The organism is Gimesia alba (genome assembly GCF_007744675.1).
Classification (GTDB): Bacteria; Planctomycetota; Planctomycetia; order Planctomycetales; family Planctomycetaceae; genus Gimesia; species Gimesia alba.
Map to the genome: position 1 here is coordinate 1,923,144 of NZ_CP036269.1, position 25,085 is coordinate 1,948,228.

The following is a 25,085-nucleotide window of genomic DNA, read 5'->3' on the forward strand; positions in this document are numbered from 1 at the left end:
TCGAAACGGAATAGCGGATGAGCGAACGATCTACCGAATCAGTTTCCCGGAAAGTGGACGAAATCTATCGTCACGAATCGCGTCGCGTGTATGCCACACTCGTGCGGTTGCTGGGGGATTTCGATCTGGCGGAAGAGGCACTCCATGAAGCCTTTACTGCGGCGATGGAGCAATGGGAGCGGGATGGAATTCCCGCCAATCCCGTTTCCTGGCTGGTCTCGACCGGTCGCTTTAAGGCGATCGATACGATCCGCCGTCGAACTCGCTATGATCAGTCTCAAGAGGAATTGATCACCCGGCTGGAGGGAATCGCAGAGTTAAATGCCGATAAGTTGGATACAGAGGTCGAAGACGACCGTCTACGTTTGATTTTTACCTGCTGTCACCCGGCGATTGCGCCGAATATCCAGGTTGCTTTGACGCTGCGCGAGGTGTGCGGTCTGACGACGGAGGAAATCGCCAGTGCATTTTTGACCTCTCCTTCAACGATGGCTCAGCGCATCGTACGTGGCAAATCAAAAATTCGGGAAGCAGGCATTCCGTATGTCGTACCCACACACGTCGATTTGCCGGAACGACTGGATGCGGTGCTGACCGTGATTTATCTGGTGTTTAACGAAGGTTATTCTGCCTCTTCAGGGGATACACTCACGCGAGGGGATCTATCTGAAGAAGCGATTCGCCTGGCGCGTTTGCTGATCGAGCTGTTGCCCGATCCGGAAGCGATCGGATTACTGGCACTGATGTTGTTACATGAATCACGTAGAGAAGCGCGAGCGACCTCGGATGGCGAATTGATTTTGCTGGAAGATCAGGATCGCAGGCTTTGGGATCGGGACAAGATCAGAGAAGGGATTTCACTGGTTGAACGTGCGATTGGTTCGGGAGAAGTGGGCAGCTATACCATTCAGGCAGCGATTGCCGCGGTGCATGCGGGGGCACGCGCGTCTGCAGAAACAAACTGGACGCAGATTGTCTCCTGGTATGATTTGCTATTCCAGGCCAACCCGTCACCAATTATTGAGCTGAACCGGGCAGTGGCCGTAGCGATGCGGGATGATGCCGCCGCCGGTTTGGAATTAATCGATGCCATATTCGCGCGAGGTGATTTGACAGACTATCATTTGGCGCACGCCGCCCGAGCCGATTTTTGTCGCCGCCTTGGTCGCAGCGACGAGGCTCGAGCCGCTTATGAACGCGCCCTGACATTGACAAAACAGTCATCAGAACGTCGATTTCTCGAAAAACGTTTGCAGGAAGTGATCAACGCCGGCTTATCTGAGACTTGATGCTGAATTTCTTGAAAAAAGTCGATGAAGATGTCGATTCAGGATCATTCGATTCGACTACTCATTAAATCGCCGGTATTTTCGTCCAAAGTGTGAGGACAGCCGGATTTTTGATCCCTGCTGAAATTGGAGAGAAGAACAATGAATACGCCTGATGACACGTCCGCCGTAAAACCAATTCCGGATGGCATGCATACACTCACTCCTCACCTGGTTTGTGCGGGAGCCGCTGATGCAATCGAGTTTTATAAAAGCGCGTTTGGGGCAGTCGAACAGATGCGTCTGCCGGGGCCCGATGGTAAGTTGATGCATGCCTGTCTGCAAATTGGTGATTCGCGGATGATGCTGGCTGACGAAAATGCTGAGTGTGGCGGTCTGGGACCGCAGGCACTGAAGGGCTCGCCTGTGTGTCTGCATCTACAGGTCGAAGATGTGGATGCCAGCGTAAAACAGGCTGTCGCTGCCGGGGCAAAAATTACGATGCCTGTGGCGGATATGTTTTGGGGAGATCGTTATGGCATGCTGGAAGATCCATTTGGACATCGTTGGTCTGTCGCCACGCACGTGCGTGATGTGAGCCTGGATGAAATGAATGCAGCGATGAAGGTGATGTTTGAATAAATCGTCAGAGCGTGTGATCATTTCACTAACGCTGAAAATTAAGCCGAAAAGTAGAAGTAAACATGTCGGATTCACCTAAAATTGCTCCCTTTCTCTGGTTTGATGATAATGCGGAAGCAGCCATCGATCACTATACATCAATCTTCAAAAACTCAAAAAAGCTGAGCGTCTCTCGCTACGGAGAGGCAGGGCCCGGTCCGGCGGGTTCCGTGATGGTCGCTTCGTTTGAGTTAGAAGGGCAGACGTTTATTGCTCTGAATGGAGGTCCGATGTTTAAATTCAACGAAGCCGTTTCATTTGCTGTGAACTGTGACACACAGCAAGAAATCGATGAACTGTGGGAAAAACTGACTGAGGAAGGAGAGCCGGGGCAGTGTGGTTGGCTCAAAGATAAATTCGGTCTGTCCTGGCAAATTGTGCCCTCCATTTTACCTGAGTTAATGCAGGGGGCAGGGAAATCAAATCGAGTCATGCAGGCTTTGATGCAGATGACAAAGATTGACATTCAACGTCTGCAGGAGGCCTCTAATGGCGGATAGACGAGTATTTATTCGCTGGTAAAGTAATAAAACAGCTTCTTTCAATTTAAAAGGAACTGATGATGAAATTTATTTGTCTTGGATATTATGATGAGTCTGCCTGGGAAGGAAAGACTGAAGCAGAGATGGCAGCGATGATGGAGGAGTGCATGGCCTATGACGACGAGTTGCGTCGCGGTGGGCATTTTATTGGCGGCGAAGCGTTGCAGCATGCGAGCCAGGCGGTCACGTTGAGAATGCACAGTGGTCAGGTGGATGTGACCGAGGGACCATTTGCTGAAACGAAAGAGCAGATCGGCGGACTCTTGATTCTGGAAGCGCGCGATTTGAATCACGCCATCGCTCTGATGTCGAAGCACCCTGGAGTGAAGGGCGGCCCTTTTGAAATCAGACCCGCTGATGAAGAAATCAACGCGCTGATCAAAGCTCGCGATGAAAAGATGCAGTCATAATCGCGTGCGGCGTAAAGTCGTCAGTATGAGTGGCCCAGAGAGTCAACATATAGAAATGGACCAAGAACAAGGAGAGAGTTGTGAAATACATGCTGCTGATTTACAGTACCGAGAGTGACTGGACTGAAGAGGAACGTGAAGCCTGTATGGTAAAGTCGACCGAAGTCTGCCATGAATTGAACGAGAAAGGACAGTTTCTGGCGGCGTCTCCCTTACATCCTGTCTCAATGGCGACCAGCGTTCGGGTTCGTGAAGGGAAGCGATTGATTACCGATGGGCCTTTCGCAGAAACCACCGAACAGCTTGGTGGCTATTATATTATCGATGTCGAGAATCTCGACGAGGCAATTGCAGTCGCCAGCCAAATCCCCCCGGCCAAGAAGGGGACTGTAGAAATTCGTCCGATTTTTGAACTACCTGAAATACCGGTCAAACAATAAGTAGAGATCCAGCGAATCTAAAGCATTTATCGAATTCGTAAAGGAAACGACATGAGCCAGCCCGACATTAAAACGAAATCGAACTCACACCAGATCATGGTCTGGTGCGGTCGTGTCATCGCCGCGCTGATGGCCTTTGTTTTTGGGATGAGCGCGATCATGAAATTCAAAGGGGGACCGGAACTGTCCGAAGGAATGGCAAAAATGGGATTGCCCGAGTCGATGGTTTTTCCATTGGCGATTCTGGAATTAGTCTGCCTGATTATTTACCTGCTCCCCTGGACTTCAGTGCTGGGCGCAATTTTACTGACGGGTTATCTGGGCGGCGCGATTTGCACCCACTGGCGTGTGGGTGATCCGTTTGTGATTCAGATCATTATCGGTGTACTGGTCTGGCTGGGAATTTTTCTGCGCGACCACCGTCTGTGGCAGCTCCTGCCTTGCCGGAAAATTAATCAACAGTGAGCGTGGTGAGATCCTTGAACGGTTTTTTGAAGGGTTTGTCTGCGGTATAGCGATGTGAGGTCATCCAGGAGAATTCGCGTTTCTTTCCATTGGCAGGATCGGGATCGGGCAGGGCTTCGCCATCCGCTTCGACATAGGCGGTTCGAACCACGCGAACCGGCTGGGAGGCTTTGGGGACTAATTCGTAATCAGTCCCTTTGGTCAACAGCAGCCAGCTGTTTTCTCGGAAACCAGAGAGCGTCCGTTTGCGGGCGGCCGCTGTCAGCGTTACTTTTTGTGAAGCGGATAAGTCTTGCGACGTTCGGATCTTCTTGACGAGTTTCTGTGTCTCCGACAGATCAAAGCTGACCCAGCCATACGGCGGTAAAAAGGCTTCCATCTTGCAGTGCGAGGGGGAGTTTTTCGGATAGAGTGCCAGACCATATGTCACACGCGTCGGATATCCGAGTGCCCGACCCATGGTGGCACACAATCCGTGGTAATCACTGCAATGTCCTCGTCGCTGTGTGAATGCATGATTGGCGTCTGCTTTCAGCGAAGCATTGATGTGATCGTAGGCCAGATTCTGGTCGATCCAGTTCATGGCATTCATGAGAGGCATGCTGGCATTCTTCGGACCAGCAGCAATTTGTTGGATCACTTGCTGAAATTTTTGTTCCTGATTCAGTGATTGCGGCTTTAGGTAAGACGCAAATGAATCGGGCCATTTTTCCACTGTTTCCACGGATTTCGGATTTACCTGCCAGTCCAGATTCCAGACTTTCGCTTTAAAACTGTGGGTAATGATCTGCGCTCCCTGCGGATCATGAAATTCAAAGTAAGCAAATCGATTTCCGTAAACGGGTTCACGATTGATTTGCGGTTTCACATCATTGGGAAACGTGCTGAACTGGCTCTCTTGTATCTCTTGGGCAACATCGGTTTGCGGGACCGGAACCCAGACTTTCAAAACTTTGCAGTGGTAAGGTGGAGTGACCACGATGGAGAATTCCACATTGTGACTCACGGGGTCCTGCTTTTGGGCATGATAGGGGGCATCAGGAGTCAAAGCCTGGCCTGATTGATTCTGAGCGGAGCAGATTGAACCTGGCAGCAGCATTAACGCCAGGGAAACGGTGAGAAAAAATCGATTCAGCATGAGAGGGCTTCCTGATTCAGCTTGAATGTTTGTGAATTCGCATCTGTAATCACGCGTTAAATAAGTTATATTATGAAGTTCGTACGAATAATAGATTGATTGTAGTCACATCGCCTGGAGTTGGCAACTTGAAATGGAAAAACTGGATCAGCATTAAAGAAAACAGCGTTCCACGAATTCCCGTGAAACGCTGTCTGGAATGGATTTGGGGCGACAAGACTCGGTTCAGATTTTTTCTGCGTGTTACTGTCGTTCTCGTTCAGCGATTGATCATTTTCATCGCGGCTTCAGGGTATCGGTCCCCTTTGACATTGATTTGTGCAGCGGCAGTCTCGATTTCAGCGAGATCGGATTCGGAGAGCTTGACCTCAACTGCTGCGATGTTCTCCTCAAGACGATGCACTTTGGTTGTTCCCGGAATGGGGACAATCCAGGGCTTTTGGGCCAATATCCAGGCCAGTGCGATTTGAGCCGTTGTTGCATTGTTACGCGTGGCGATCCGATCGAGCAGCGCAATCAAAGCCAGGTTTGCTTTCCGATTTTCGGGTGAGAACCGCGGAACTTTGTTGCGGAAGTCGCTACTGTCGAACGTGGTGGACTCGTCGATTTTACCGGTCAAAAATCCCTTCCCCAAGGGGCTGAAGGGGACAAAGCCAATCCCCAGTTCTTCGAGTGTCGGGAAGATCACGTCTTCCGGCTCTCGCCACCAGAGTGAATATTCACTCTGCAGTGCGGTGACAGGTTGCACGGTGTGGGCACGGCGGATAATCTCCACCCCTGCCTCAGAGAGGCCAAAGTGTTTCACCTTGCCTGCCTGAATCAGTTCTTTGACCGTTCCCGCAACATCTTCGATTGGCACATTGGGGTCAACACGATGCTGATACAGCAGATCAATGTAGTCGGTTTGCAGCCGCTGCAAAGATGCTTCTACGACATCTCTGATATGTTCCGGCCGGCTGTCGAGGCCCGTCTGTACGCCCTGCGCATCAATGGCGAACCCAAATTTGGTGGCAATGATCACCTGGTCACGCATCGGCGCCAACGCTTTGCCAACCAGTTCTTCGTTCGTGTACGCTCCATAGACCTCCGCTGTATCAAAAAAGTTAATGCCCCGATCGACGGCGGTTCTGATCAAAGAAATTCCTGCTTGCTCTTCAACAGGTTCACCGTATCCGAAGCTCAGCCCCATACAGCCAAGACCCAGTGCGGATACCTCCAGGTCACTCTTTCCTAGTTTTCGTTTCTGCATTGATTTTTCCTTGTGACAATCGGGGTGAATTTGCCCGTTGAATCGCTGGCGAGGAAGCTCTGCCAGGAAGTGATCAGAATCTGCTTTGGTTGAGTCGGGGTAAAAGAAAAAGCTTAAATCTCGCCAATCATTGTTTTCACAACTTTTAACGAGATTTAAGCTTTTGGCAAGAGTCGGGACGACAGGATTTGAACCTGCGACCTCTACACCCCCAGTGTAGCGCGCTACCAGGCTGCGCCACGTCCCGATTTTGTTACCGCTCTAAATTTGCTGGCTCAGAATTGGGTAACTTACTATTGATGAGCACTTTATCGCACGCCCGCGATAGAAATTCAAGATAACCGAGTCACTTACCCGCTTTTGTCTTCAAAATAATCTGGGAAAATCAGTAAAACTGCTTTTTTCGCGGGCCGTATGATAGTGAGAAACATTTCAGGGGGATCAGGTTCGCGGGGATCTGTTTATTTAGCCTGTTTGGGTTGGTGTGTATAACTATTTTTAAATAAAGGAGTTACGTTTAAATAGTGATGGGGATTGAAATCAAACTTCTCTTGGCAGAAATGGGGAAGCAAAGTAGAATCCCCGCTCCTGAATCAGGCTTTAACGCCTGAACTTTCATTTTTCGTCGTTGTTAATTCCTTTCAAATCATCCATGTCCGATTCTGATTTCCCTGAAAATTCCGATTTAACCTTATCCGCTCCTCTGAGTGTCTCCGTTTCTGTGAAACGTTGGCTGCTGGTTGCGCTCATGGTGTTGGTATCAGGCAGTCAATTTGGCTGTGTGCATCGGAGAATGACGATACGGTCGATTCCGTCGGGCGCTCTGGTCAAGGTCGATGGAGAAGAGATCGGCTATACGCCGGCTTCGGTCGACTTTACTTATTATGGCACTCGTGAAATCACACTCACCAAAGATGGCTATGAAACGCAGACGGTAATGCAAAAGGTGAGGACGCCCTGGTATCAAGTGATGCCGCTGGACCTTGTCTCTGATAATCTTCTGCCATTCGAGGTGACGAATCGGCACGACTTTACCTACCAGTTACAACCGAAAGTCGTGGTGCCGACGGAAGAGTTGCTGAATCGGGGCAATTTACTGCGCAGCGAAACGCAAATTGGACAGTAGCCGTTTGCTTGCTTATTCGTTTTTCTTCTGTGATGCGCGCTGGATCATAAATTCCAGGATGGATAGACTGTCCTCATAGGACGTCGCATGGCCTTGCTGAGGACGGTCAATCAGCAGCACATTGTCGTTGATCTGCTTGAGCACTTTACTCAAGCGACGGGCGCTGTCAGGGGGAACCAGTCGGTCCTGACCGCCGACTGCAATGCTGACAGGCATGCTCAATTTCTCGGGCCAATACTCGGCACTCCGTTTTTTATATTCCTCGGGAATTTCCTGTTTCGTTCCACCGAAGGAGGCCTGGATGGCCGGTTGGAACTGATCATATTCCAGATGATTGGCCGTAGGATTCATCGCGGCGACGCCATTGATGAGTTCCGGGTGAATCGCGGCAAAGGTCAGGCTGGACGATCCGCCCATGGAGCCGCCGCACAAAAATATGTTGGTAATTTGATATTTCGATTTCAGATCGTGGATGATTTGAACCAGATCGGCTTCAGCCTGGGGACCCATCCACGAGGTCCGTGCGCGATAATCGGGCGAGACATAAATCATCTGATATTTCTGAGCGATATCGCGGGCTGCCTTGCATTCACCACGCTGATTTTTAATGAATTGCCAGCGATCCGAGCCATGACCGTGCAGGGCGATTAAAAGTGAGTGTGGTTTCTGATCCGAAAACGCTTCAGGCAGAAGCATGACGTAGCGTTGTTTTGTCTGGTCACAGTCCGCGGTGAATTCAATATCCCGAGGCGCAGTTTTTTCTGAAGCAGCTTCGGTAGCGAAGACCAGCTTTGCCATCAGAGCGAGCAATATACTCGCTGCAAGTAAGATTTGATTTCGTGTGAACATACTATCGTTTCAATTAATGCGGGTTTGAATGTTTGTTACCAGAAGAAGCCAAAGATAATCCAGAACGAAAGTGCGATTAATAAAATCGCATACCAGTTCGGGTTCAGGTATTGTGGAACAGGTTTTGAAAACGGAGAGACTTTGATCTCAGCCAGTTCCTGTCGGCTTTCAGAGAGCCAGTCATGCTTTGGTGAAACATCCGACTGTTTCAGGGAAGTTCCTTTTTCCAGCCAACCCCATTTGAAGGCAGATCCCAACATGGCGAGTGAAGTGACCATCATGGATGCGGGGAAGGCGTACCATTGTTCGGTCAGTAGCGGACTGAAAAGCTGGCGTTCCACCAGTTCGCGGTCAATGAACCCCAGTAGGCCGAACAGGGAGCCGGCGATCAGGCCGACGAGGCCGCTTTGACGAGGAACGCGGGTCAGGATGCCTAACAGATAAATCGTAAACAGGGGAGTGACAAAAATGGGGATCAGGGTACGAAAGGCTTTGATCATATTGTCATAACGAACGATAAATGGGATATAGAGGAATCCCATCAGCAGGATGCCGATGGTGGCCCAGCGCGTGACTTTCAGGTAATGTTTTTCCGTCTGATCGGTACAGATCCAGCGTGCGTAAATATCACGAGTAAACAGGGCCGACAATGCAGAGCCGATGGAATCGAAGGTGCTGATGGCGGCGGATAAGATCCCGGCGACGACCAGTCCTTTGAAACCGGGGGCCAGAAACTGGTTCGCATAATAGGGAAACAACTGGTCGGCGGCGGAATGATCGGTAAATTCGGGAACGATCACGCGGCCCATGACGCCCATCAGCGTGGTTCCGATCATGATGGGCATGATCAGCAGACAGCCGAACAGCGTTGCCATTTTCATATCCCAGAGAGACCGTGCTCCCATTAACCGCATGGTTTGTGTGTGATTCACGGTGTAATAGCCCAGTCCTACGATGGTCCAGCCGATGACAATCAGATAAGGAGACGTCGCTTGACTGTCCTGGAATTGGCCGATGTGCAACCAATTAATCAGCGGCTGTCCTTTCTCGTCGGTTGACTCCGATAATTTTTGAACTGTTTCCGACCAGCCTCCACTGGCGGACCAGACGGCGCAGAAAATGGCGATGCCTCCGGCGATCATGATCAGGCTCTGTAAGGCGTCGGTCCAGACGACCGAGGTCAAGCCGCCCCAGGTTGTGTAGGCGGCGGTGAAGATGACGAGCAGGACGATCAAGGTCCAGATTTGTACGGGAGTAAAATCGAGGATTCCCTGCAACATCAGATAGATCGACCAGATCATCAGCCCCAGCATGCTGGTCCGGTATTGAATTTGAATCAGCGCGCTGATGGTTCGAATGGATTTTCCAAAACGGGTTTCCAGGTACTCGGCATTGGTATAAAAGCCGCCTCGATATAAGACAGGTACGACGATGAATGAAGCCAGGATGGCCCCGCAGACACTGGCCAGGGTAAAGGCCGTGATGATATGCATGCCGTGGTTATAGGCGTAGCCGGTCAACGAGACTGCGTCGGCATTGTCGACACTGGTGGCAAAAATCGAAAGTCCTAAACCCCACCAGGGGAGAGAGCGGCCGCCCAGAAACCAGTCACTACTGGATTTGGTACTGCGGGCCAGATAAAATCCGAACGCGATGACAGATCCATTCAGGACGAAAACGATTAACCAGTCCAGCCAACTCATAAGAGATTCCTATCGTGGTTATGCAAACGTTTTTAAGACTTCTGGTTCGACGTCATGTGCCAGACAAAACAGAATATCTCCCTGACTGGTCAGTGTGGGGCCGCGATGGGCAATCGCGATACCTTCGGAGTTGGCATGAATGATCGTGGGTTCGCGGTCGGGACGTTCGAGGAAGTAGAGGGCTCCCAATGGTTGCCCCGATGAAACGTCGGCCCCGACATCCACAAAACTTTCGAAGAGCCCGGACTCCGGCGCGAAAATATAGTCTTCGGCGTCGAGTGCCTGGATCCAGCGAGTGGGGGGCAGCCCTAAATCCGAGCGGCTCTGTTCTTCGCCTTGCAATACTTCCAGATGAACCAATACGTTGTGCAGCCCTTCCTGTGAGAGGCGATGGACGGCGGCGTTTGTGACTTCGCCCCCTCCCATTTCCGTGGTGACCACAGTTTTTCCCATGTTTTCCGCTTCGACCGGCAGGAGACCTTTGCCGGCGATGTCGGCGTACAGGAATGCGAAATCAGTATTATAGGCCTGGGTGGCCTGCGCCATCCGGCGGCGTTGTTCAAGATCATCCACCAGATGCATATGGGCGCACGGATAAAAATAGACGCCGCGTCCACCGGTGTGCAGATCGATGACGACATCGACGCGCGGAAAAATTTCGTGCGTCAGGTAATGCGCCATAATATCGGTGACGGTGCCATCGGCGTTTCCGGGGAAACAGCGATTCAGGTTCTTGCCATCCAGAGGAGAAAGGCGGGTGGCTGCTTTGGCGGCCGGAATGTTGATGGCGGGGATGAAAATAATGCGTCCTGAAATCTCATTTAAGTTGAGCGATTTCATGAGTTTCATGATGGCAATCTGGCCGGGATATTCATCGCCGTGATTGCCTGCCATCAGCAGCACGGTGGGCCCTTCGCCGTTTGCGAAGGTGGAAATGGGAATTTGGAGCTGCGACCAGCCACTCAGGTTATAGGAAAACGGAATATTCAGCGTGCCCCACTGAATTCCGGGTTTATCGAAATCGATATTCGTGCGAATGGGAGTTTGTGACATCGTGCTGATTCTATTTCAAAAGGGGAGAAATCGGATGTTGATTTTATTTTGATTCCGCGACAACGTGGGCCGCGATGAATTCTTCATTCAGCGTGATTCCGAGTCCGGGTCGATTGGGAACTTGAATCACGCCATTCTCAGCCTGCACTTTTTCGTAGGTCAATTCGTGCCGGAGTGGTTCGTCTTCGACACAGTCTTCAAAGATGAAGGCGTCCTTACAGGTGGCCAGCCAGTGTAGACTGGCGGCGACCGTGATCGGGCTGGTGTAGCAGTGATTACAGGGACGAGCGCCGATTTCTGCAACACGTTGTTTCAGGTACGAGGCCTCGGTGAAGCCATTGCGGGCCAGGTCGATTTGATACACGTCGAGGGCTCTCTGATCGAAGTAGGGGCGGAACGATTCACGGCCACACTCTTCTTCCCCGGCGGCAATGGGAACGGGTGAGCGGTCTTTGAGCCAGGCATAGCCGGCAACATCGTGGGGGAAGAGCGGCTCTTCGAGCCAGCCGATGTTGTAGTCTGAAAATGCGTGGGCGCGCTGTAGTGCGGTTCGGGCATCCCAGACACAACCTGCGTCAATCAGTAATATACCATCTTTCATTCCTTCACGAGCACCGGCGACGAGTTCCAGGTCGAGTTGTTCTGACTGGCCCATCGGTTCCCAACCAAATTTGACAGCCGTGTAGCCGTTTTCAATCCAGCGCTGGGCGATATCGCAGGTTTCCTGGCCATCTTTGCCGAACAGAATCGAGGCATAGGCCTGGAATTCGGTGTGGTGCTGGCCTCCCAGTAGACGGTGAATGGGCTCGCCAAAGTGTTTGCCTTTCAAATCCCAGAGCGCCATATCGATGGCCGCCATCGCGGTGATCGTGACGCCGGTTCTGCCAAAATACATGGTGTGCCGATACATTTTCTGCCAGAGTCGTTCTGTTTCCAGTGGGTTTTCGCCGATGAGCAGTTCTCTTAAACCGCAGGCGACATTGTGACTGTAGGGCGCGTCGATGATGGCTTTGACGACTTCCGGTGAGGAATCGGCTTCACCAATGCCTTCCAGACCATTGTCGGTTTTAATCCGTACCAGCACGGAATCCTGACAGCTGGCTGTTTTATTGGTGACGGAACCTGACCTCAAAATTTGACAAACGATTTGTTCGATTTTCATAGATAGGGGGAGCCTTAAATGAAGTGTCTATTTAATTATGTTTGATTGACTATGCCAGGATTTCTTTGACAACATGGCCATGCACGTCAGTTAAACGAAAATCCCGGCCTGCGTAGCGATAAGTGAGTCGTTCGTGGTCGATGCCCAGTAGATGCAGCATGGTGGCATGCAGATCATGCACGTGGACTTTATTTTCAGAAGCGGCGAAACCGGTTTCATCGGTAGCGCCGTGGACGTAGCCTCCTTTAACACCTCCGCCAGCCATCCACATACTAAAACCATAATGATTGTGATCCCGACCGTTCATGGCGGGAAGTTCTGCAACGGGGGTCCTGCCGAATTCGCCACCCCAGAGAGTCAATGTGGAGTCCAGCATGCCTCGTTGTTTCAGGTCTGTCAGAAACGCGGCGATCGGTTGGTCCCATTGTCCGCAGAGGCGTCTGAGATTTTTTTCGATGCCACTATGATGATCCCATTCCTGACCGCCACTGTGCCAGACCTGAATAAAGCGGACGCCCTGTTCGAGCAGGCGGCGGGTCATCAATAACTGACGGCCTTGCAGGCCATCCCCGTACATTTCGTGGATGTGCTTCGGTTCTTTGGAAAGATCAAGCACATTCGAGGCTTCAAACTGCATGCGGTAAGCCAATTCGAAGGACTGGATGCGCGCTTCGAGCAGGGAATCGTGTCCCCGTTGTGCTAAATGACGTTGATTGATTTTTTGTAATAGATCTAACTGTCGGCGTTGACGCTCGGGCGATTGCGGGTTGTTGATGTTTTCGATTAATCGCGAGACGTCGGTTTCTTTCGTATCCAGATGCGTTCCCTGAAAGGATCCAGGCAGAAAAGCGGAACGCCAGTTTTTAGGTCCGACTACTGGAAAACCATTCGGGCAGAGGACGACGAAACCGGGCAGGTTTTCATTGAGGGTACCGAGGCCGTAATTCACCCAGGAACCGAAGCTGGGGCGGGGCAGGGCGTTGTCGCCGCAATTCATCAATAGTAATGAGGGTTCATGATTGGGAATGTCAGAATGCATCGAACGGATGATACACATGTCATCGATATGGGCGGCTGTTTTTTGAAACAGCTCACTGACTTCGATGCCGGATTCCCCATATTTATGAAACTGAAAGGGAGACCCCAGGGCACCGGCGGTTTTGCGTTCTGTGGGCAGGTTCGGATTCGGGAGCGGCTTGCCATGAAACTTTTTGAGTAATGGTTTGGGATCAAAGGTGTCGACGTGCGAAGGGCCGCCGTTCATGAACAGGTGCACGACCTGTTTGGCTTGAGCCGGATGGTGTCGGGTGATGGGAGTGCTGCTGCCGGCTGCCTGTGCGTTTTCTTTGGCAGTCAGACCGGCTAATGCCAGCATGCCCATGCCCATCCCGGATCGCGTCAGCATTTCGCGCCGAGTGAAGGGGGGAAGATTTTGTGTGAGTGGATGCATGGTATACCTGCTGACTTAATCGATAAACTGAAATTCATTGGAGAGCAATAAAATCTGCGCCAGGCTTTGCCAGGGGGTAATCCGGATCTTGTCTGGTTCTCTGAAATCCTGTGAATAGTTCCAGTGTTTTACAGGTTGTTGACCGTTGTCTGTTTTGGAAGTAGCCGCTGTTTGAACCGGTTGGACACTGATTTCAGGGGACCAGATAAAAGTGTCGAATCCCAGATTGTCTGCAATATCGACGATAAAATCGATGGTTTGATCTTTCTTCAGTTTGACTTGGTCGAGATTGGTTTCCACCGACTTTTGATGAATGGTCCAGGGACCCAGAGTCTGTTTGCCGGCTATCAAGACTCGTCCCCGCACCCCATTTCCTTGCGGCAGTTCGTGTTTGAAACTGCCTTTGATGGAGACGGTCATCGTTTCAGGAGCGCGCCAGCGAATGACGGCGACATGGTTCATGTCATTCCCCGGATGGCCGCCGGTTTTATCTAAAAAGACCCAACCGATTTTGGGGTCGGGCAGGCGATCACTGCCTTGGTACTGTTTGCCGTTCCAATGGGGAATCGTCTTGAAATGGGATAATGTGTTTGTTTTTAAATCATAGGCGCCATAACCATATTCCCATTGAGACGCGATGGGAGCTTGTTTGAGGGGAGCCTGATCTGTTTCCAGATACGCACGCATGTCACTCAATTCTTCTTGCGTTGGTGCGCGTTGTAAAATTTTCTGATAGAGTTGCTGAATTCCTGCGGTCGGATTGGCAGTGTCTTCTGCTGCTTCTCCCAGGATCTGGGCCGCTTTGAGGACGAGCGGATGATTCATCAGGAACAGCGACTGTCCCGGAACCGAGGTTGAATTTCTGCTGCCGCTGCTGACATCGGGAGAAGGGAAATCGAAGGTGCGTAACAGGCCGGGCACGTTTTGCCGATTGATGGATGTATATAAGGTTCTACGTTTGTTGGAATTCGCAGTGATTCCATTGACCGATTTTCCACCGATTTTTAAATCCAGCTGATGACTGACCTGGAGAAGCGTATCGCGCATGGTTTCGAAGTCCTGACGGCGGCGATTCATTCTCCATAACAGTTTGTTCGCGGGATCGAGTTTCTCACCTGTTGCGCGTGAGATACTTTGTTGCTGGTATGTCGCAGAGGACATGATATAGCGATGGAGTTTTTTGATCGACCAGCCATGCTGCATAAACCAGCTTGCCAGGTGGTCCAGAAGTTCGGGGTGCGAAGGACGCGCGCCCTGAATCCCGAAGTCGCTGGGAGTCGAAACGATTCCCAGGCCAAAGTGATGCTGCCAGACCCGATTCACAATGACGCGGGCCGTCAGAGGGTTCTGAGGATCAGTAATGGCTTGGGCCAGTTCCAGTCTGCCGCTGCCTTGTGTGAAGGGTTGATCCGAAACCTGGTCGAAAAAACTGAGATAGCGTCTGGGAATCGACTGTGCCGGGGTTCCCGGATTTCCGCGTCGGAAAACTCGTGGTTCGATAATTTGTTCTGCATCCTGTAAGGATAACATCTGTGCCAGTTCGACGGGGGCTCCAGCACGGGCTTTGTCTAAAGCGGCATTCAAATCCTTGACTTTTTTCTGTAATTTGCGATCCGGAAACAGTTTCAAGATCGTGAAACCATGCCTTGGTGTGACCAGCGGCGAGTCAGGACTAAAAAAGGCTTGCCGGAACGTCTGTTTTTCTGAGGCGAACGGTTTCTGGTTTGATTTCTGATCGGGTTTGGGGGCTTCGACGATCCAGTTATTCCATTCCTGGTCGATTTGCTTGAACAGTTTTTCGTAGCTTGAAATCACATCCTGAAAGTGATCCAGTTTGTTGTTGAGCAGCTGAGAGGCGATGAGTGGAATGACAGGATCACTGTTTTGATTGCGCTGTGCCTGCTGAAGTAAGAGGGGGGCCTGGCTGGCGAATTGCGCGTCAGGAATTTTGGCCAGTTGATGCCAGAGACGGAATACCGGGGAGTTGGCTTTTTCAGTGAGATCCAGAAATTCCTGCCATTTCAATAAGACTTCCGGGTTCAGATCATCGCCATCGACGATGACATCAAACTTTACGGTATTCGGCCCATCCCTGCGTGACTGGGCAGCACTTAGATATTCCGCTAAACGCTCGTAAGTCCCCTGTAATACACTTTCATACTGTTGTTGATAAAGTTGTTCCAGATTTTCTGCGGCCTGTTTAATGTTTTGTGCCTGTGTCTTGAGCGGGTCAGGGAGGTTTTCCAGGTTTCGAAAGGGGAGATGAATCGGCTCGAGCGAATTTCGAAAGACTCCATACAGAGAGTAATAGTCTTCAATGGATACAGGATCATACTTATGGTCATGGCAGCGGGCGCAGCCCACCGTTAAGCCCAGAAATCCACGAGTGACCACGTCGATGCGGTCGGAGATGATATCATGCGTATCATTTTTGAATCGTGGTCCCAGAGTGATGAAGCCTAATGCTGCTTGAGACTGATGCGGTATCTGGTCTTTGATTAGATCGGCGGCCAGTTGTTCCAGAATAAACTGGTCAAAGGGTTTGTCCTGATTGAAACTTTGGATGACATAATCTCGGTAGGTGAATGCGTTGTGAAACGCCGGCTTTTCAAAAAAGACGTAGCCTTTCGTGTCTGCATAACGAGCGAGATCGAGCCAGTATCTGCCCCAGCGTTCTCCATAATGGGGAGAAGCGAGTTGTTGCTCAATCACCGATTCGATGGATTGCAGACTCTGGCTACTGGTGAAAATTTGGGACTGTTCGGCTGAGGGAGCCAGTCCGGTAAGATCCCAGGTAATCCTGCGCAGCAAGGTCGATAACTTGGCGGGGGGAGAGGGTTTGAGCTCACGCTGTTCCAGTTGAGACAGGATAAAATAATCGATTTCGTTTTGCGGCCAGGTTGTGTTCTTGACTTTGGGGCGGCTGGGATTTTGAATCGGTTGAAACGACCAGTGTTCCGCGAAGTTGACTTTTGTGGTGTTTCCAATGGCTGATTTTTCAGGCCAGACAGCGCCCTGACTGATCCACGTTGTCAGGATTTCGATTTCGTCTTTTTTCAGCGGTTGCTCGGGAGGCATTTCGAGTGACTCTCGTCGGACCGCACTGATGAGCAGGCTTTTCTCCGGGTGATTGACTTTGATCGTAGGGCCAGACTCGCCTCCTTTGAGTATGTGAGTGCGGGAATCAAGGCGCAGTTCGGCGAACTGTTTTTTGGGACCATGGCATTCAATACAGTGCTTGATCAGGAGCGGGCGAACGTGCTGTTCAAAAAAATGTTCCTGTTCTGCCTGATCAGGTTTCTCTTCTGCCCGGACAAATTGAAAGCTATTGGCAAGGCTACCGAACAAGATCAGCGTCTGAAGTAACAATGTTCTAAGATGTTTCATTTGAGTTTGCATAACAGAATTTCAGCTGATTTATTCAATATGATGTTCGATCGTTTCCAGTGCTTCTGTCAGACTTTTATTTTTCAACGCGTCGAGTATCGGAAGATGCTCTTCGTAGATTTGAATCGGGTTGGTATACCTTAAATGAGATTCACGAAAATGCCGTCGCACGCGAGAGACAATAGCAGACCAGATCGCTAACAGGTCAGGGGAATGAGAGCGAGTGACTAAAGCACGATGAAAGGCGATATCATGTTCTGAGATCAGTGTGAAATCTTTCGCTTCGCAAGCACGTTTCATTTTCTCCAAAATTGTTTCCCAGACGAGAAAATCGTCTTCCGTTAAAGTATCAAAAAAAAGACGGACCGCGTATTTTTCGATCGTGCAACGCAGGGGAATGATCAATTCGGTGATTTCATTGGGGGCTGAGGTAGATACGAGAGCGCCTTTATTCCGATCTGTTTCTACAATTCCCTCCCAGGCGAGTTGCTGGATGGCTTCTCGAATCGGACCGCGACTGACGGCGAACCGCTGTGCCAGATCCACCTCGCGTAGGCGTTCTCCTTCTGCGATTTTGCCCGAAAAAATATCTTCTCGCAAACGCTCTACGATCTGTTCGCCCAAGCCTCGTACTAATTGTGTTTCATTCATTGGCGTTCCTTAAAGCGATCGCTCTGTTTGCCTTTGGTCATTGTTGTTTCTAATTGTGAACCAGCCGGTGATCCCAGGCTGAATTCGGAGCAGTAAACATTTTACTCCACACTTTTCGCTTTTATAAACTCAAGTTGTAAATTGTTAACAATATATTGTCAAATTAAAACATCGTGTTTGAACTGAGAATATTCAAAACCTTGATTTAGGGTTATGTTTAAATGTATAGTTTCTGTGTTCGGTGATCAAATTGACAAAAGGAATTGAGTAATGCAGATTTGTCTGTACAGGGTGAGATTGATGGATGATTCTATGTGTTAGACATAACGATATATTAAATAATGACTTATGATAAATTACAGTCAGTTGCTAAAGTAGCATGCTTTTGTGAATTAGTTTAACTATGTGAATAAGTGTCAAAAGAACAGTACTGCTCTGGTGTGTTGTATGGTCGCGTTTTTTTCTTTGAAATAATAGTCGAAATATTAGAAAAAAACGGGAAGAAATGATTTGAGAAGCGCTATAGGGGGGTAGAGGGTGTCATTCATTACTGTGATAAGCATGAATGAACTAATCATGAAAATGCATGGGCTCACTTGCTTTTAATGAGCACGCAACGTTAGGGGACTAGTGCCTGCTTCCTATCATTGTGTACGTGAGCCTGTGCTTTTCTTTTTTTGTGCCCTTGTTCGATTTAGATCTCATCTCAATAGAGAATCTCATCCGGCGTCTTCACATGGCCGCAATGGACTGAGGGCAGCATTAAGATCTCACCTTCCGCTTTTTTGACTCGCGCACACCATTCCCAGTCGTGTGCGGGTGCGTGCTGATAATGGCTGTCCCAATAGCGAGGCGTTCGGTCTTTCCAGAACATCAGACAACCCGTTCCACAATAATCCACGGGTGTGATTTCAGTGCCAATTTCGGTAAACGCGTTGACGAGATGATAGTCGTCAAAATGCCCGCCTACAAATTGTGATTCCGCATGGCGGCTTCGATAGCAGCCACTCACCGCATTCGGTGGAACCCAGCCATCGGTCAGCTGATTCATCAGATTCGCACCTGCTTCCAGTGGAACCAGGATATCGTCTTCGATCAACCAGTGCACATCGCCCCTCATTTCTACGTTCAGGCGGTTACAGGAGTGAGCCATAAACTTTGCTACCTGATTCCTGCGTTCTTTCTCATTTGAATAACTGAAAGATACAGGATGGGGGATAATTCTGATTGTTTCAAATGTATTTTGATATCGATTTGTTTCCGTTCTCATCATTGATAGCATATTTTCATTCCTGGAATTATCTAATAGCACCAGTTCGACCGGTTCCGTGGAATTGATCAGTTTGACAGACTGGGCGACAGCTGAAATCCATTGCGGAAAAAATTCAGCAAGCCTGCCACTGATAATGGATCCGACGCTGAGTCTCGCACATGAGCGGCGCATTTGTGGTAACAGGATTTCCTGTCGCTTTTCATATTTGGTTTGTATATTTGCAGACCAGGAACTTGTATGCTGGCGATATTTCAGAATCGCCGTACTCAATGCAGGCGCACCCAGTCTTGCACCTCGCAAAGCCAGATCCCAGTCCCACATGGTATTGATTTTGTTTTGCCAGCGACCAGCCGTCTCAAATGCCTGACGGTTCCATAGCGCAGAAGTATTTACAAAATTTCTTGTCCAGAGCTGCCCTTGTTTCCATTCCGGGGCATCCCAGAGAGTTGTGAAATCTCCAAAGGCTTCTGCTCCCCCATATACAAAGGGAGTCGTTGGAGTCATTGTCTCCCAGTGTTCTTTTACATAATCAGGCGGCAGGATATCATCTCCATCGAGAAATAAAAGATAGTTTCCCGTTGCTTGCTCTGCACCGCGGTTTCGTGCTTCACAGACTCCGATGTGATAAGGCGTTTCCAGAGTGATGACTCCCTGGTCGTGATAGCTATTGGCAATATCAATAGAATCATCAAAGCTACAGTCATCAGAATAAATCACTTCACAAGGCATACTTTGATTCAAAGCCGAATCAATAGCCTCTGCCAGAAACAGGGCATTATTTCTGGCGGCGATTACAATACTGATTTTGTCTTCACGGACTTTCGGTTGCGCAGAAGGACGATTCTGTTGATGCGTTCTATCCGATTCCGGCCAGAGAGCGTTACCTACCATTTTGGGGCCCTTTTTAATGGTCTGTTGATTCTATAGAAATATACTTATATGAAGTATTCAGGAAGGGGCAAACAGGTCAAGATGAGAATCATCAGAGATTTGTTAAAGTGATGAGCAAACTTGCACTCAGGATGTGAAAAGCGGTAAGCGATAATAGTGAAAAGAGAGAACTGAAATAATGATTTTAATCAAATGAGACAGGGTCATGATCTTTAAAGGCGTTCCTGATCTCTTCGATACCTTTTTCTGAAATCTCAGTATTCTTGATCCGTAGGGTCTTAAGTACCTTGAGTGCGATGATGTGTGGGATAGAGGCATCACTTACTTTTGTATCTGAGATATTCAGCTTGAACAGTTTTGGATTATTCTGGATAAACGCGATGCCTTTGTCTGTGATTTTCAGTCTAGCCAGATCTACGTCTCCTAATCGAGTCAGCTGATTCAGGACTTGCAGGCCTGCATCAGTCAATTTTGGGTTTGATTTCATGGAAAGCGTTTTTAGATTTTTTAACTCGCTGATATGAGATAAGCCTTTATCTGTCAGGTTGGTAGAGTGAATATCCAGCAGTGTCAGAGAAGTGAGACCTTTGATAGGAACGAGTGCATCATCACCAAGTACACAGTCATCTAACCGAAGCTCTTTCAGGCTCATAATATTTTTTAAGGGAGATAGAAAGTTTTTGTCTAAAGGCTGGTCATGGTAAAGCTTAAGCTTAAGGATTTGAAAATCATTCTTGGGTAATCCTTTTGACGTATTGTTAACCAGTATGTTTGAACCACTTGCCAGGCGCAGTGTAAGTTCGCATTCATGTTTTAAAGCCCATTCGGCTGCTGCTCTTTGGTTCTGGGCTTCTTCTGGAGAAATTTTTGGGATGGGAATGGGATGAGGTTGGGGGAGATTGAACCCCATGAAATAAAGCAGTCCTGTATTTAACAAGACAACTCCCATAATTAACAGGAGTATGTTTTTTTTGTTCCAAAACCGATATGTCGGCTGAAACAGAGTGCTGGAGTACTGATTCAATGCCTCAACGGGAGGGGATAAATCGGTATTCTGGCATAGCTGAATCAGCTCCTGGCTATGGGTCAGATTGGTGTCTGATGTTTCGCTGAAATGAATATCCTCTTCCTGAGCCAGGAAGGCGTCAATTTTTTTTACAATCTCGGCCATCGTCTGGATTCTGTCGTTTGGATCTTTTTGGATCATTGACTGAAATAATTCTTCCAGTGGCTCAGGGATTTCAGGAAGGTAGTCGGATAAGTGCGGAGCGGTATCTTCCCGATGGGCAATAATCGTCTCTACGGGAGTGTTTTTTTTAAAAGGAAGCCGTCCTGTGAGCAGTTGATAGAATGTGCATCCCAGGCTGTAAATATCTGAGCGTTGATCAATCGATTTGACATTGAGTGCCTGTTCGGGAGCCATATAGTAGGCACTCCCCATGATGCAATTGCTGTCAGTCAGATCACTGAAAGATCTTTCGGAATGGCTGAGCCCTGCTAAGCCCAAATCAAGAATTTTAATCTTCCCCGCTGTCGTTAAAAACAGGTTTGATGGTTTAATGTCTCTGTGGATCAGATTGTTATTGTGGATATACTGAAACCCATTGGCTGCCTGTCTCAGGATGGAACAGGCAGCGGTGATGGAGAGCGCGCGTTCTATTTTGAGAATTTTTTTCAGGTCATGGCCTTCCAGATATTCCATGACAAGAAAGCAGGTTTCATCTGTCTCACCAGCATCAGTTGCCTTCACGATATTGGGATGATCCAGTTGTCCCACAAGTTCCATTTCGCGATAGAATCTTTGTGTCTGATTCGAGTTTTCCCAGTCGCTGTTCAGTAACAGTTTCAGCACCACCTGTTTTTTAAGATGTGCATGAATAGCCAGATAGACAACGCCCATCCCTCCCTGGCCAATTTTTTTGATTAAATGATAGTTGCCAACCACTCTGATAGTGTCTTGCTCCAGCTTTCTATTGAAAGTCGCGCTGGAACTCTGACTGGGACGCTGAGTGCTTTTTGATGAGTCTTTCTCCAACTGCTGGAGATTCGACCGTTGAATAGAGGACACCGTCGAATTGAATAATCGGTCTAATCGATCTTCGGTGAAGGGATGATTTTGTGAATCCGGATGACTTTGTTGCCGCTGATGGGAATCATGCCACTGTTTGAGTTCATAGTCTTCTGAGTATGCCTCTGCTTTTTTCTGGCAAAGGGGGCACTGATTCAGATGGTCTTTAACAAGGTTACCCATCTCTTCGTCAAGATCATTGACGAGATACTGGAATAACAAACTTTCCGCGATGCACTTTTCCATGAAAAACTCGGGATCAACTTATTTTTGAAAGACAACACTATCAAAAGAGAGTCGTTGAATTTCCTCCTTCAGTTTTTTTTGTACAAGAAACTTTGCTTTATAGATCCAGGTTATGTCTGTATCCAGTTCAGTTGCGGCTATTTTGGAAGGGATGTCTTTGATCCAGGTCAGCTCAAATGCTCTCCAGGTTTTTTCATCAAATTCAGGCCGAATATTTTCTAGAGCGATGGTGTAGATGTGGCTGCAAAATTCATCTGACCACATCGCATCAATTTCCCCTGGTTGCTCATAGATAAAGTCCTGAAGCCCGTTGGCCCCCGACTGGTTCTTAAATCGTTGGGCCTTTTTGTGAAAACGACAGATTTCGTGATATGTGACGGTACCCAGCCACGATCGGAAACGTCCCAGTTTTTGATTGTATTCAAAAGAATGAAACGAGGTGCTGATCTGGCGGAACACTTCCTGGCACACATCTTCCGAATCACAGTCGTTCAATCGAAATTTTCGACAGTAATTATAGATTAAAGGGCCATATATTTTTACAAACTCTCTCCATGCTTCTGAATCCGTGGGAACGCGCACACGTTTCAGGAGAGTGATATGTGTTGATGGCCAGTCGGAGCCGTAATTCATTCAGTCGTTCCTTTGAGGGATTTAGCAATGATCCATCGTTTTTCCTGGCTCCGTGTCGCTGTGTATGTGCGAAGTAATATACGTATGTGTTGAGTGGAGTCTGTTCCATTCTACTCAACTCAGGGCTTATATATAAAGATCAGGGTATGTATTAGTTTACTGAAACATAACACAGAATGAAATCATATTTTCAGGTACGCATTGGTTGGAGTGATTTTCAATTCTCATTGTAACGAGGATTGAGTGGGAAGTGCACCATTCTTTATATCAAAACTCTCTACAAAATAACCGCAGTTAAGTAGAGGATCATAGGCAAAGAATAAAGATTTGGACCAAAAAAACAGGAAAGAATGTTTGGCCAAACCTCTCAAACCGAGCATGTTCAGTAAATTGCTCAATTCAAAACTGGTTTGATGGACTTAGTAGGGGAGAAAGTGATTGGCTTTGGTATTTCTTCGTAGTGTTAATTTGCTATCAGTCAATATCTGCCATACTTGAGGCTTGAGGCGAATTCGGTCTATCAGCTTTACTGATCTGAAACCGACTGAGGTTCTAAAGTGAATCTGAAAAAATCTTTACATGTGATCTATTTATATGGATGATAAATGAACTAGTTTTGATCTACTGAAACCAGTGATGTGCGCGCTTTTTCAAGAAGCCGTGAGAGTTCCGTTAGTTCGTCTGAACTCAAATGCCCAATCAGTTTGCGATGCAGACAAAGATCCGGTTCGTCAATTTCTTTCAGAAGTTTGAGTGCCTTGGGAGTGATTTCAATATAAACAACGCGCCGATCTTCGGTGCATCGATTTCGTTTGACAAAGTCCTGTGCCTGCAAGCGGTCGAGTAAACCGGTGATTGCCGGGACGACCTGGACCATTCGATCTGCGATCTCCAGAGAAGGCATTGGTTTTCCTTCTCCGCGTAAAATTCGAAGTACGTTATATTGGGAAGGTGTCAGGCCATACTCACGAAATAATCTGCCAAACTGGTTATGAAAGACATCGCTGGTACGCAGGATATTCAGGATCGCTTCTTGCTCCGGAGAAGCGAAAGGTTGTTTTTTTCTAAGCTCTTGTTGCAAATTGCTTTGTGCCATCTTAATCCCTGACAAGTGAAACGTAATTGGATTATTTTATGTGTATGCTATCAGGTAGTCAATAGGCTGCTGATACTGCATCGTGGCGGAGATTGGTCAACGATTTCAGCGAAAAGTTTGATTTCGAAACTCCCTTGGAGTGCAATGTTCCTGTTCTTTGATGACCACGCTCAGATAGGCGGCACTGGAGAATCCGGCCATGGAAGCGATTTGTTCGAGTGTGAAGTCGGTATCAATCAAAAGTTGTTTTGCGCGGCGAAGCCGTTCTTCTGCGAGTATTTGATGTGGTGTTTTACCAACCAGTTTCATAAAGCGTCGTTCCAGGGAGCGTCTGGCAAGATTGACATGCTGTGCTATCTGGGAAACATTAATCTGCGTGCAGGCATTGCGTCGGATGAATTCCAGTGCGGAGGCAATGGCGACGTCATCGACGGCGATAATATCGGTCGATCTGCGAGGAACCAGATTTCGGGGAGGCAGCATCAGAGGTTGAACCGGTGCGGCTTTTCCTTGCATCAGGAGGTCGAGCAGGGCGGCTGCCTGATAACCGATCTGTTCTGCCTGGTGTGTGATACTGGTAAGATTCGGGTCAACGACTTCGCAGAAAACGTCATCGTTGTCGACGCCGACGACAGCGACCTGTTCCGGGACGGCGATATTGCGACGGCGACAGGCATCCAAAACACATAAAGCGCGCAAATCGTGTGCGGCCATTAAACCAACTGGTTTCGGCAACGATTCCAACCAGTCTCCCAGATCTTCCTGACCGCCATTCCAACTTTCCACAAAACGTCTGCGCGAAAGGGGGGAATAAATATCGCATTCGAATCCCTGCTGGTGTGAGATCTCTGCGAACGCATTCCTGCGACGTACTGACCAGTTGGCACGCTCCACGCCGACAAATGCAAAGTGTCTCAAGTGTCGGTCGCGTAAATGTTCAAATGCCATTTGTGCGATAGCACGATCATCGGAATAAACGCCGGGGAGTCCCAGGTCAGGCACCTGCTGTAATGTATCCACAATCGGTACGCCCGATTGCTGGAGCCGATCTGACATCTGTTGTGAGCGGATTCGGGCAATGATGCCGTCTCCTTCCCACTGTTTCATCCAATCGGGAAGAGTCGTCGCTGGTCCCCATTCATCAATGTACACAGACCAGGGGCCATGCGTTCGTGAATAGGTTGAGATTCCCTGTAAGATTCCACGCCCGAAGGTCTTTGAGGTTTCAATGAAGATGGCAACTTGTGGTGTAGCAGAACGGGACATGGTCTCTTTCTGAAGTGTCGCAAAAATAAAAGAGAATG

Annotated in this window: 21 protein-coding genes and 1 tRNA gene; 7 read left to right on the forward strand and 15 right to left on the reverse strand. The window is 48.8% G+C overall.

Features of this window, described 5'->3' with window-relative positions:
• Positions 1 to 17: 17 nt before the first annotated feature.
• The 6 genes from Pan241w_RS07365 to Pan241w_RS07390 all read left to right on the forward strand — a co-directional run bounded on the left by Pan241w_RS07365 (position 18) and on the right by Pan241w_RS07390 (position 3,806).
• On the forward strand, positions 18 to 1,289 hold the full coding sequence (locus tag Pan241w_RS07365) for an RNA polymerase sigma factor (RefSeq protein WP_145213139.1): 1,272 nt from the start codon (positions 18 to 20) through the stop codon (positions 1,287 to 1,289).
• A gap of 141 nt (positions 1,290 to 1,430) precedes the next feature.
• Positions 1,431 to 1,910 (forward strand): VOC family protein, encoded by a 480-nt coding sequence (locus tag Pan241w_RS07370; RefSeq protein ID WP_145213142.1) that lies wholly within the window; start codon positions 1,431 to 1,433, stop codon positions 1,908 to 1,910.
• A gap of 62 nt (positions 1,911 to 1,972) precedes the next feature.
• Positions 1,973 to 2,449 carry a VOC family protein gene (locus Pan241w_RS07375; RefSeq protein ID WP_145213145.1) on the forward strand — a complete coding sequence of 159 codons (477 nt, stop codon included), beginning with the start codon at positions 1,973 to 1,975 and terminating at the stop codon, positions 2,447 to 2,449.
• A 62-nt stretch (positions 2,450 to 2,511) separates the two neighbouring features.
• Positions 2,512 to 2,901, forward strand: coding sequence for a YciI family protein (locus Pan241w_RS07380; protein WP_145223260.1), 390 nt, complete (start codon positions 2,512 to 2,514; stop codon positions 2,899 to 2,901).
• A gap of 80 nt (positions 2,902 to 2,981) precedes the next feature.
• The gene (locus tag Pan241w_RS07385; protein WP_198000377.1) at positions 2,982 to 3,341 is read left to right on the forward strand and encodes a YciI family protein; all 360 of its coding nucleotides are present in this window, start codon (positions 2,982 to 2,984) and stop codon (positions 3,339 to 3,341) included.
• A gap of 51 nt (positions 3,342 to 3,392) precedes the next feature.
• The gene (locus tag Pan241w_RS07390) at positions 3,393 to 3,806 is read left to right on the forward strand and encodes a DoxX family protein (RefSeq protein WP_145213148.1); all 414 of its coding nucleotides are present in this window, start codon (positions 3,393 to 3,395) and stop codon (positions 3,804 to 3,806) included.
• On the opposite strand, the gene Pan241w_RS07395 is transcribed toward Pan241w_RS07390, so the two are convergent.
• The 3 genes from Pan241w_RS07395 to Pan241w_RS07405 all read right to left on the reverse strand — a co-directional run bounded on the left by Pan241w_RS07395 (position 3,793) and on the right by Pan241w_RS07405 (position 6,440).
• Positions 3,793 to 4,944 (reverse strand): transglutaminase-like domain-containing protein, encoded by a 1,152-nt coding sequence (locus tag Pan241w_RS07395; protein ID WP_232107384.1) that lies wholly within the window; start codon positions 4,942 to 4,944, stop codon positions 3,793 to 3,795. The two genes, Pan241w_RS07390 and Pan241w_RS07395, sit on opposite strands and share 14 nt — an antisense overlap.
• Before the next feature lie 259 nt (positions 4,945 to 5,203).
• A complete protein-coding gene (locus Pan241w_RS07400; protein ID WP_145213151.1) occupies positions 5,204 to 6,193 on the reverse strand; it encodes an aldo/keto reductase in 990 nt (329 codons plus the stop codon).
• A gap of 173 nt (positions 6,194 to 6,366) precedes the next feature.
• Positions 6,367 to 6,440: transfer RNA gene (locus tag Pan241w_RS07405), tRNA-Pro, on the reverse strand.
• Positions 6,441 to 6,845: 405 nt separating this feature from the next.
• Between Pan241w_RS07405 and Pan241w_RS07410 the strand changes: the two genes are divergently transcribed.
• A complete protein-coding gene (locus tag Pan241w_RS07410; RefSeq protein ID WP_145213154.1) occupies positions 6,846 to 7,319 on the forward strand; it encodes a PEGA domain-containing protein in 474 nt (157 codons plus the stop codon).
• 12 nt (positions 7,320 to 7,331) lie between these two features.
• On the opposite strand, the gene Pan241w_RS07415 is transcribed toward Pan241w_RS07410, so the two are convergent.
• The 12 genes from Pan241w_RS07415 to Pan241w_RS07470 form a co-directional block, all read right to left on the reverse strand.
• A complete protein-coding gene (locus Pan241w_RS07415; protein ID WP_145213158.1) occupies positions 7,332 to 8,168 on the reverse strand; it encodes an alpha/beta fold hydrolase in 837 nt (278 codons plus the stop codon).
• Between the two features lie 35 nt (positions 8,169 to 8,203).
• Positions 8,204 to 9,871: a sodium:solute symporter family transporter gene (locus Pan241w_RS07420; RefSeq protein WP_145213161.1), complete on the reverse strand. Its 1,668-nt coding sequence runs from the start codon at positions 9,869 to 9,871 to the stop codon at positions 8,204 to 8,206.
• Between the two features lie 18 nt (positions 9,872 to 9,889).
• Positions 9,890 to 10,924 carry a succinylglutamate desuccinylase/aspartoacylase family protein gene (locus tag Pan241w_RS07425; protein ID WP_145213164.1) on the reverse strand — a complete coding sequence of 345 codons (1,035 nt, stop codon included), beginning with the start codon at positions 10,922 to 10,924 and terminating at the stop codon, positions 9,890 to 9,892.
• Positions 10,925 to 10,967: 43 nt separating this feature from the next.
• The gene (locus Pan241w_RS07430) at positions 10,968 to 12,086 is read right to left on the reverse strand and encodes a mandelate racemase/muconate lactonizing enzyme family protein (protein WP_145213166.1); all 1,119 of its coding nucleotides are present in this window, start codon (positions 12,084 to 12,086) and stop codon (positions 10,968 to 10,970) included.
• A gap of 49 nt (positions 12,087 to 12,135) precedes the next feature.
• Positions 12,136 to 13,536, reverse strand: a complete 1,401-nt coding sequence (locus Pan241w_RS07435) for a DUF1501 domain-containing protein (RefSeq protein ID WP_145213169.1) — start codon at positions 13,534 to 13,536, stop codon at positions 12,136 to 12,138.
• A 15-nt stretch (positions 13,537 to 13,551) separates the two neighbouring features.
• Positions 13,552 to 16,923 (reverse strand): PSD1 and planctomycete cytochrome C domain-containing protein, encoded by a 3,372-nt coding sequence (locus Pan241w_RS07440; RefSeq protein WP_198000378.1) that lies wholly within the window; start codon positions 16,921 to 16,923, stop codon positions 13,552 to 13,554.
• 30 nt (positions 16,924 to 16,953) lie between these two features.
• Positions 16,954 to 17,574: a GntR family transcriptional regulator gene (locus Pan241w_RS07445; RefSeq protein ID WP_145213175.1), complete on the reverse strand. Its 621-nt coding sequence runs from the start codon at positions 17,572 to 17,574 to the stop codon at positions 16,954 to 16,956.
• Between the two features lie 706 nt (positions 17,575 to 18,280).
• The gene (locus tag Pan241w_RS07450; protein WP_145213177.1) at positions 18,281 to 19,738 is read right to left on the reverse strand and encodes a glycosyltransferase family 2 protein; all 1,458 of its coding nucleotides are present in this window, start codon (positions 19,736 to 19,738) and stop codon (positions 18,281 to 18,283) included.
• 184 nt (positions 19,739 to 19,922) lie between these two features.
• The gene (locus Pan241w_RS07455) at positions 19,923 to 22,052 is read right to left on the reverse strand and encodes a serine/threonine-protein kinase (RefSeq protein WP_145213180.1); all 2,130 of its coding nucleotides are present in this window, start codon (positions 22,050 to 22,052) and stop codon (positions 19,923 to 19,925) included.
• An 18-nt stretch (positions 22,053 to 22,070) separates the two neighbouring features.
• Entirely contained in the window at positions 22,071 to 22,685 is a 615-nt protein-coding gene (locus tag Pan241w_RS07460) for an RNA polymerase sigma factor (protein WP_145213183.1), read from the reverse strand.
• Between the two features lie 610 nt (positions 22,686 to 23,295).
• A complete protein-coding gene (locus tag Pan241w_RS07465) occupies positions 23,296 to 23,781 on the reverse strand; it encodes a MarR family winged helix-turn-helix transcriptional regulator (RefSeq protein WP_145213186.1) in 486 nt (161 codons plus the stop codon).
• A 105-nt stretch (positions 23,782 to 23,886) separates the two neighbouring features.
• Positions 23,887 to 25,047: a XylR family transcriptional regulator gene (locus Pan241w_RS07470; RefSeq protein WP_198000379.1), complete on the reverse strand. Its 1,161-nt coding sequence runs from the start codon at positions 25,045 to 25,047 to the stop codon at positions 23,887 to 23,889.
• Between the last annotated feature and the right edge of the window lie 38 nt (positions 25,048 to 25,085).

Coding starts and splice junctions, on each gene's coding strand:
- Pan241w_RS07365 (WP_145213139.1), top strand. CDS start 18: ATGAGCGAACGATCTACCGAATCAGTTTCCCGGAAAGTGGACGAAATC.
- Pan241w_RS07370 (WP_145213142.1), top strand. CDS start 1,431: ATGAATACGCCTGATGACACGTCCGCCGTAAAACCAATTCCGGATGGC.
- Pan241w_RS07375 (WP_145213145.1), top strand. CDS start 1,973: ATGTCGGATTCACCTAAAATTGCTCCCTTTCTCTGGTTTGATGATAAT.
- Pan241w_RS07380 (WP_145223260.1), top strand. CDS start 2,512: ATGAAATTTATTTGTCTTGGATATTATGATGAGTCTGCCTGGGAAGGA.
- Pan241w_RS07390 (WP_145213148.1), top strand. CDS start 3,393: ATGAGCCAGCCCGACATTAAAACGAAATCGAACTCACACCAGATCATG.
- Pan241w_RS07395 (WP_232107384.1), bottom strand. CDS start 4,944: ATGCTGAATCGATTTTTTCTCACCGTTTCCCTGGCGTTAATGCTGCTG.
- Pan241w_RS07400 (WP_145213151.1), bottom strand. CDS start 6,193: ATGCAGAAACGAAAACTAGGAAAGAGTGACCTGGAGGTATCCGCACTG.
- Pan241w_RS07410 (WP_145213154.1), top strand. CDS start 6,846: ATGTCCGATTCTGATTTCCCTGAAAATTCCGATTTAACCTTATCCGCT.
- Pan241w_RS07415 (WP_145213158.1), bottom strand. CDS start 8,168: ATGTTCACACGAAATCAAATCTTACTTGCAGCGAGTATATTGCTCGCT.
- Pan241w_RS07420 (WP_145213161.1), bottom strand. CDS start 9,871: ATGAGTTGGCTGGACTGGTTAATCGTTTTCGTCCTGAATGGATCTGTC.
- Pan241w_RS07425 (WP_145213164.1), bottom strand. CDS start 10,924: ATGTCACAAACTCCCATTCGCACGAATATCGATTTCGATAAACCCGGA.
- Pan241w_RS07430 (WP_145213166.1), bottom strand. CDS start 12,086: ATGAAAATCGAACAAATCGTTTGTCAAATTTTGAGGTCAGGTTCCGTC.
- Pan241w_RS07435 (WP_145213169.1), bottom strand. CDS start 13,536: ATGCATCCACTCACACAAAATCTTCCCCCCTTCACTCGGCGCGAAATG.
- Pan241w_RS07440 (WP_198000378.1), bottom strand. CDS start 16,923: ATGAAACATCTTAGAACATTGTTACTTCAGACGCTGATCTTGTTCGGT.
- Pan241w_RS07445 (WP_145213175.1), bottom strand. CDS start 17,574: ATGAATGAAACACAATTAGTACGAGGCTTGGGCGAACAGATCGTAGAG.
- Pan241w_RS07450 (WP_145213177.1), bottom strand. CDS start 19,738: ATGGTAGGTAACGCTCTCTGGCCGGAATCGGATAGAACGCATCAACAG.
- Pan241w_RS07455 (WP_145213180.1), bottom strand. CDS start 22,052: ATGGAAAAGTGCATCGCGGAAAGTTTGTTATTCCAGTATCTCGTCAAT.
- Pan241w_RS07460 (WP_145213183.1), bottom strand. CDS start 22,685: ATGAATTACGGCTCCGACTGGCCATCAACACATATCACTCTCCTGAAA.
- Pan241w_RS07465 (WP_145213186.1), bottom strand. CDS start 23,781: ATGGCACAAAGCAATTTGCAACAAGAGCTTAGAAAAAAACAACCTTTC.
- Pan241w_RS07470 (WP_198000379.1), bottom strand. CDS start 25,047: ATGTCCCGTTCTGCTACACCACAAGTTGCCATCTTCATTGAAACCTCA.